This is a genomic window from Rhizobium sp. PEPV16 (assembly GCF_008919455.1).
GTDB classification, from domain to species: Bacteria; Pseudomonadota; Alphaproteobacteria; order Rhizobiales; family Rhizobiaceae; genus Rhizobium; species Rhizobium leguminosarum_Q.
In genome coordinates this window covers 1-7,264 of the sequence record NZ_VSZV01000144.1, presented here as the reverse complement: position 1 = coordinate 7,264, position 7,264 = coordinate 1, and the positions used below count along the sequence as shown (strand labels likewise).

General features: G+C 61.8%; 7 protein-coding genes. 4 read left to right on the top strand and 3 right to left on the bottom strand.

The annotated features are described in order from the left end of the window. The 3 genes from FY112_RS02755 to FY112_RS02745 all read right to left on the bottom strand — a co-directional run. On the bottom strand, nucleotides 1-816 hold an 816-nt coding region (locus FY112_RS02755), incomplete at its 3' end, for a YukJ family protein (protein ID WP_151517605.1). 203 nt (nucleotides 817-1,019) lie between these two features. Then, nucleotides 1,020-2,078 (bottom strand): aldo/keto reductase, encoded by a 1,059-nt coding sequence (locus FY112_RS02750; RefSeq protein ID WP_151517604.1) that lies wholly within the window; start codon nucleotides 2,076-2,078, stop codon nucleotides 1,020-1,022. Between the two features lie 220 nt (nucleotides 2,079-2,298). Further along, nucleotides 2,299-2,769, bottom strand: coding sequence for a MarR family winged helix-turn-helix transcriptional regulator (locus tag FY112_RS02745; RefSeq protein WP_027668959.1), 471 nt, complete (start codon nucleotides 2,767-2,769; stop codon nucleotides 2,299-2,301). Nucleotides 2,770-2,960: 191 nt separating this feature from the next. Between FY112_RS02745 and FY112_RS02740 the strand changes: the two genes are divergently transcribed. From FY112_RS02740 to FY112_RS02725, 4 genes are all read left to right on the top strand, one after another. Further along, the gene (locus FY112_RS02740; RefSeq protein WP_151517603.1) at nucleotides 2,961-3,728 is read left to right on the top strand and encodes an alpha/beta hydrolase; all 768 of its coding nucleotides are present in this window, start codon (nucleotides 2,961-2,963) and stop codon (nucleotides 3,726-3,728) included. A 258-nt stretch (nucleotides 3,729-3,986) separates the two neighbouring features. After that, nucleotides 3,987-4,964: an ABC transporter substrate-binding protein gene (locus FY112_RS02735; protein ID WP_131628445.1), complete on the top strand. Its 978-nt coding sequence runs from the start codon at nucleotides 3,987-3,989 to the stop codon at nucleotides 4,962-4,964. 7 nt (nucleotides 4,965-4,971) lie between these two features. Next, nucleotides 4,972-6,666 carry an iron ABC transporter permease gene (locus FY112_RS02730; RefSeq protein ID WP_151517602.1) on the top strand — a complete coding sequence of 565 codons (1,695 nt, stop codon included), beginning with the start codon at nucleotides 4,972-4,974 and terminating at the stop codon, nucleotides 6,664-6,666. After that, the coding region (locus tag FY112_RS02725; RefSeq protein WP_151517601.1) for an ABC transporter ATP-binding protein at nucleotides 6,654-7,264 on the top strand (611 nt) is incomplete at its 3' end. The genes FY112_RS02730 and FY112_RS02725, both read left to right, overlap by 13 nt.

Here is a 7,264-nt window from a genome sequence, read left to right as displayed (position 1 = left end):
CGATGCCTCCATATCGGAGCGGTTGATGATCGTCACCGTTTCGGCCTCGGTGCCGCCTTCGCCGTTGACCGGGTTGATCAGCGCGGCGACGATGCGCAGCGACGAGGCGACGATCGGCTGCGGCCGGCGCGTGCCTTCGCCGCGGCCCTGGCCGCCACGGCTGTCGGAAACCGGATGGCCGGTCGCCGCATCGGTATTCCAGTTTTGCGACTGAAAGCAGAGGAAGATCGCCGCCCATTCGTCGGTATCGTTGAAATGGACGAGCAGCGCGCCGTCCTGGTTCGGCCCGTTGGTGGCCTTGAAGCTGCCGCCATCGCCCTGGTTCATGTGGATGTCGTGGATGCCGTTGCCCGGCTCGAAACCGAAATATTGGTCGGGCTTGTTGTGCTCGGGGCCCCAGGCCTCGCCGAAGGCATAGAAATGGATGTCGGAATCGGCAATGCCTTCCTCGACGATCGGCTCGATGAATTCCCTGAGATCGTTCTTCGGGCCGGAGAGCTGGAAGGGCGCGACATTCATGTCCTCGCGCTCGATCAGCCCGCCGCGGACGTAGTCGATCGCAAGCTCCGGACGGTCCTTGCGGATGTCGGTCAGGCCCATCGGCAGGGCTTCGAGCGCGTCCGTCAGTGCCGGATGCTTGAAATCGACGATGTTGGCATAGAGCAGGTCGTGGGGCGACATCTTAGAGCGGACATTCAGAGCGATCCGGTAGCTGACGCCGTCCGCCTCGATGCGGATCTCGATATGGGGATCGTTGTCGTCATCAAGGGCGAGTGCGCTCGCCGTACCCTTCAGGACCTTGTAATTCTTCAGCATAGAGAACCTCGCAGGGGTGGCGGGATCTTACGCTAACACGGCGAAAGTGCATCTTTTGTGACGGCTAAAGTATGACGCGATCTTTCAGATTCGCCTGCCACACTTTAGGTCTTTGATTTGAGCATGTCGTGGTCGCAAAACCGCTGCACACTTTTGCGCGACGTGCTTTGTCTTCCGCTGTGCAATGCTTGATCCGCTATCGGCTATTGCTCCAGATGCGGTCCGAAAAGTTCGAGATCGGCTTCACCAAGCCTGTCGCTCACCGTGTTCAGCTGGTGCCAGTAGGGATAGATCACCGGCGGCAGGCTGATCGCGTCGAGGCGCTTGCGCTCCTCGTCCGTGAGTTTCAGCTCGGCGGCGGCGATGTTGTCGCGGAACTGGGCTTCGGTGCGGCCGCCGATGATGACCGAGGTGACCGCCTTGCGGCCGATCAGCCAGGCGAGCGCAACTTGAGCGGCGGAAACGCCGCGTTCCTCACCGATCGCGACCAGCGTCTCGACGATATTCCAGAGGCGGTTCTCGTCGCGAATCGGCGGTTCGGTCCAGCCGGCGAACTGGCGCGTACCTTCGGGCACTGCCTGGTTGCGGCGATGTTTGCCGGACAGCAGGCCGCCGGCCAGCGGGCTCCAGACCAGCACGCCGAGACCCTGGTCGATCGAGATTGGCAGCAGCTCGTATTCGGCGTCGCGGGCTTCCAGCGTATAGTGGATCTGCTGGCTCACGAAACGCTGGTACCTGTGCTCGTTGGCGATGCCGAGCGCCTTCATGATGTGCCAGCCGGAATAATTCGAGCAGCCGACATAACGCACCTTGCCCTGCCTGATCAGGGTATCGAGAGCTTCCATCGTCTCTTCGAGCGGCGTCTGACCATCCCATTCATGTACTTGGTAAAGGTCGATGACATCGGTCTTCAGGCGCTTGAGGCTCGCCTCGCATTCGCGGATCAGGTGGTAGCGCGACAGACCCTGGTCGTTCGGGCCGTCGCCCATGCTGAAGCGGGCCTTGGTGGCGAGCAACACGCCTTGCGGCCGCTTACCGGAGAGCACGTCACCGATGATGTTTTCGCATTCGCCTGATGAATAGGCGTTGGCGGTGTCGATCAGGTTGATGCCGGCATCGATGCACATATCGATCATCTTTTTCGCCTCGGAGATGCCGAGATCGCCGACCATCTTCGCCCAACCGACGCCGCCGAAGGTCATCGTGCCCATCGTCAATGTCGAAATCTTCAGGCCGGAACGGCCGAGCAGACGATATTCCATTGAAACTCCTCCTTTAAACGAGACTGACGTACCTCAACGCTCAGAGATGGCAATGGCGGCGTGTTCACGGCAGCGTGAGACTTAGGCAAGATTCTGACGCCGGCATCTTCCGGCCATGCGGCGGCTATGGCCGATCACGAGCCGGGCGGCAGATCGTACAATATGTCATCGGCTTGTCGACGGAAATCGTTTTGGCACAGTCGACGCGCTGGAGGCCGCATCAGCTCTCGTGCTTGTCCTTCTTGTGAATATTGTCGCGAAGCGAAGCAATCGTGTCCCGAATCTTACTGACAGTCTCGGCGTCGAGACCAACGGCCTTGCCGATGCAGTCGAACACATGGGTGGCACGGCTCTTGAGAGCCAGTCCCTTCTCCGTCAGGCGCAAGAGCACCTGGCGCTCATCGGCGGGATTGCGGTTACGGGTGACGAGGCCGACATTTTCCAGCCGCTTCAGCAGCGGGGTGAGGGTGCTGGAGTCGAGAAAAAGCGTCTCGCCGAGATCCTTCACCGTGCGGTCGTCGCGCGCCCACAAGGCGGTCATGACCAGGAATTGCGGATAGGTGAGTTCCAGCTCGTCGAGCAGGGGACGGTAAAGCTGGTTAAAGGCGTGGCTTGCCGAATAGATCGAGAAGCACAGCATTTCATCGATCTTGGGCACGTCGGCGAGATCATTCGATGTGGTGTCTGTCATCATGCTCTCCTCTGGCTTCAATATAATTTGTGCGCGATCTGTTTGCAAGCTATTGACGCGCCGGAAGAGAGGAACTAGATAAATCGTGTACAAATAAATCGCTTACAAATTAAATGATGAACTTAAGAGCCGGAAAGCACGTCAACTCCGCTTCGGCTCTTGTGATATCCAACCGAAGAAAGGAATGACCAATGTTCAAGTTTGCTGCTGCCGTCGCCCTGGCCGGCGCTCTTCTTTCCGGTGCTGCCGTTGCCCAGCCGGCCAAGCCGACCGTTGTCCTCGTCCATGGCGCCTTTGCCGATTCATCCAGCTGGAACGGCGTCGTCGAAATCCTGCGCAAGGATGGCTTTTCTGTCGTGGCAGCCGCCAATCCGCTGCGCAGCGTTTCTAGCGACGCTGCCTATGTCTCCGACGTGGTTGGCAGCATCGCCGGCCCTGTAGTTCTTGTCGGTCACTCTTATGGCGGCCAGGTCATTTCGACCGCGGCCAACGGCCACGACAATGTCAGGTCGCTGGTCTATGTCGCGGCCTTCGCGCCGGATGCCGGAGAATCGGTCGCAGATCTCGCCGGCAAGTTTCCGGGCGGTACGCTGAGCGGAGCGCTGGCGACCCCGGTAAAGCTCAGCACCGGCGGTGTCGATCTCTATATCGACCAGGCCAAGTTCCATGATCAGTTCGCCAGCGACGTGCCGGCCGAGCAGGCGGCCCTGATGGCGGCTGCCCAACGTCCGGTCACCGAGGCCGCCCTGACCGAAAAATCCGGCGAGCCCGCCTGGAAGAAGCTGCCGTCGTGGTTTGTCTACGGCACCGGCGACAAGAACATCCCCGCTGCAGCCCTTGGTTTCATGGCCGAGCGGGCAAGCTCGAAGAGGACCGTCGTGGTCGATGGCGCCTCCCACGTCGTGATGGTGTCGCATCCCGAGAAGGTGGCGGAACTGATCGAAGAGGCTGCAAAGTAGTATTCGATCCGAGGGCCACGGCGCGCGAGCGCCGTGGCCCTCGGATGTTGTGAGCCTGATCATTCGGCTTGAGAATGCCGCCGTCGTTAAAGCCGGGCTCAGCCCGTTCCATTCGATGCCGACACAGCAGCCCTGGAGAGGTCACGACCGGTCGGTGGCAAAGTAGTGGCGCAGGGCGTGGACCAACCGACGCGCCCTGTCACATCTCTGTCAACGACCCCTAATAAGGGAGGGACATCGAAATCGAGGATCCTTCCCATGAAAACGATCGTTTCTGCCGCAGCCCTTGTCGCCGCGAGCCTCTTTGCCATTCCGGCTTCGGCCGCAAACCTCGTTCTCTACACCAGCCAGCCGAACGAAGACGCGCAGGCGACGGTCGATGGCTTCATGGCCGCCAATCCCGATATCAAGGTCGACTGGGTACGCGACGGCACGCCGAAGATCATGGCGAAACTCCAGGCCGAGATCCAGGCCGGCAATCCGGTTGCCGACATTCTCCTCATCGCCGACGTGGTGACGCTGGAGCGCCTCAAGGAAGACGGCAAGCTCTTGGCCTACAAGTCGCCCGAAGCCGCAGGGTACGATGCCGCCCTTTATGACGCCGACGGCTATTACTACTCGACCAAGCTGATCACCACCGGCATCATTTACAACACCTCGGCCGCCATGAAGCCTGCGAGCTGGAAGGACCTGACCAAGCCGGAAGCCAAGGGCCTCGTCACCATGCCGAGCCCGCTTGCCTCGGGTGCGGCCCTCATCCACGCCCAGACGCTCGCCGCCGTTCCCGGCCTCGGCTGGGATTTCTACAAGTCGCTTGCGGAAAACGGCGCGATTGCAGCCGGTGGCAACGGCGCCGTGCTGAAGTCGGTCGCCTCGGGCGAAAAGGCCTATGGCATGGTCGTTGACTACATGCCGATCCGCGAGAAGGCCAAGGGGGCGCCTGTCGAGTTCGTCTTCCCGAGCGAAGGCGTTTCGGCCGTCACCGAGCCGGTCGGCATCCTTGCCAGCACCAAAAATGCCGATGCCGCCAAGAAATTCGTCGATTACGTGCTCTCCGAAAAGGGCCAGGAGGGTTTCCTGAAGCTCGGCTACATCCCGGCCCGCAACGGCATGAAGCTGCCGGACGGCTTCCCGGCACGCGACACCATCAAGGTCCTGCCGATAAAGGCCGCAGAGGCGCTGAAGAATACCGACCAGGATCTGAAGACCTTCTCGGGCATCTACGGCTCGAACTGATCGTTTCATGCACGGATACATCAAAACCGGAAACAGCCAGCCCGCCGGGCTGTTTCCTTTTATCGTCGTGGTCGTCCTGTTCCTCAGCGTGCTGCCGCTCGCTCGTCTCGCCATGGTCGGGATCGCAGCCTTCGCCAGCGGCGGCGTGATTGATGTTCTGAGCGAAGCCTCGCTCTGGTCGGCGACCTATTACACCATCGTCACCGCCATTTTGGGCACAATCATCTCGCTCGTCATCGGCTGCCTCTTTGCCTTCCTGCTGACGCTGACCGATATCCGCGCCAAGGGGCTGCTCAGCTTCTTCTTCGTGCTGCCGATGATGATTCCGCCGCAGGTGACGGCGCTTGCCTGGGTGCAGATGTCAGGCCCCTCCAGCCCGCTGCTGAAGGCGCTGCATATCGCCCCGCCACTCGGCTCGCCGCAGCCGCTCTATTCGGTAGGCGGCATTGCGCTGCTCTATGGCGTGCAGCATGCGCCGCTGGTCTATCTGGCGCTTCGGGCCGGGCTGATGACGCTGCCGCGCGATGGGGTCGAAGCCGCACGGCTTTCCGGCGCTTCCAGCTTGCGGGTGTTCGGCGATATCATCCTGCCGCTGTCGCTGCCCGGCATCGTTGCGGGCGCGGCGATCTCCTTCGTCTCTTGCACCGGCAATTTCGGCATTCCGGCCATTCTCGGCATTCCGGCCTCGATCTTCACGCTGCCGACGTTGATCTTCACTAAGTTCTCCGCCTTCACTAGCCGCACCTTCGGTGATGTCGCCGTGCTCTCGGCGATCATCGCCATCATCTCGGTCGTCGGGCTGATAATCCAGGACCGGGCGTTGCGCGGCCGCGACTACCGCGTCATCGGGCTATCTGGGGCGAGTGCGGCCTTCGAACTCGGCGCCTGGCGCCTGGTCTTCACACCGCTCGTCTGGGCGATCCTGTTCTTCATGCTGGCAGCACCCTTCTTCGCGCTTGTCGCCGGCGCGCTGGTGCCGGCATATGGCGTGCCGCTCACCTTCAAGACGATGTCGCTGCATGCCTTTGAGGAGATCCTGTTCCGGCAGGCGGTGACGCGCACCGCCTTTATCAATTCGCTGTCGCTTGCCGGCGCGACCGCGCTTGGTCTCCTTGTGGTGACGGTGCTTGCGGCCTACGCGCTGACGCGGCGCAGGGATGCGGCGTCCCGCATCGTCTCCAGCCTGATCGAGATACCCTATTCGCTGCCCGGCATCGTCATGGCGGTCTGCTTCATCCTGGTGTTCGCAGCACCGATCCCGATCCTCCACGTCTCGCTCTACGGCACGATCTGGATCATCCTGATCGCCTATTTCTCCTCGTTCTTCGCCGTCAGCCTGAAGCCCGTGGTCAGCGCCTTTCATCAACTCGATCCGGCGCTGGAAGAGGCGGCGCGGCTTTCCGGCGCCGGCTTCTTCCGCAGGCTTGCCGATATCATCGTGCCGCTGATTGCGCCGGCCGCCGGCGCCTCCGTTATTCTTGTCTTTCTGATTGCCTGCAACGAGCTGACGATCTCGGCACTCCTCTGGTCTGCCGGCACACAGACGCTCGGCGTCGCCATCTACAATCTCGACGACAGCGGCAGTTCCGATCTTGCCTCGGCGCTTTCGGTGCTCGTCGTGCTCATGGTCGTCGTCATGATGCTGCTGCTCGAACTTCTGGCGAAACGCCTGCCGAAAGGGGTGGTCCCATGGCGAAGCTGATTCTCAACCGGGTCGCCAAGGATTTCGGCACCGGTCGCGCAGCCGTCAGCGATTTCTCGCTCGATGTGCGTAAGGGTGGCTTCCTGGCGCTGCTCGGGCCTTCCGGCTGCGGCAAGACGACGGTGCTGCGCATGATCGCCGGTTTCGAGACGCCCACCGACGGCTCGATCCGTCTCGGCGAGCGGCTGCTTGCCGACGCCGCGCAGTCGCTGCCGCCGGAAAAGCGCAATATGGCGATGGTCTTCCAATCCTACGCGCTCTGGCCGCATATGAGCGTCGCCGACAATGTCGGTTATCCCCTCAAGGTGCGCGGCATATCAGGCGAAGCCTACCGGGCGAAGGTGCGCGATGCGCTCGGCACCGTCAGGCTCGCCGACTACGCCGAACGGCGTCCGGCCGATCTTTCCGGCGGCCAGCGACAGCGCGTGGCGCTTGCCCGCTGCCTGGTGACATCGCCGGACGTCGTGCTGCTTGACGAGCCGCTTGCCAATCTCGACCGGCACCTGAAACAGGAGATGGAGGAGACTTTTCGCGAGTTCCACCAGCGCTCGGGCGCGACGATGATCTACGTCACCCACGACCAGAGCGAGGCGATGGC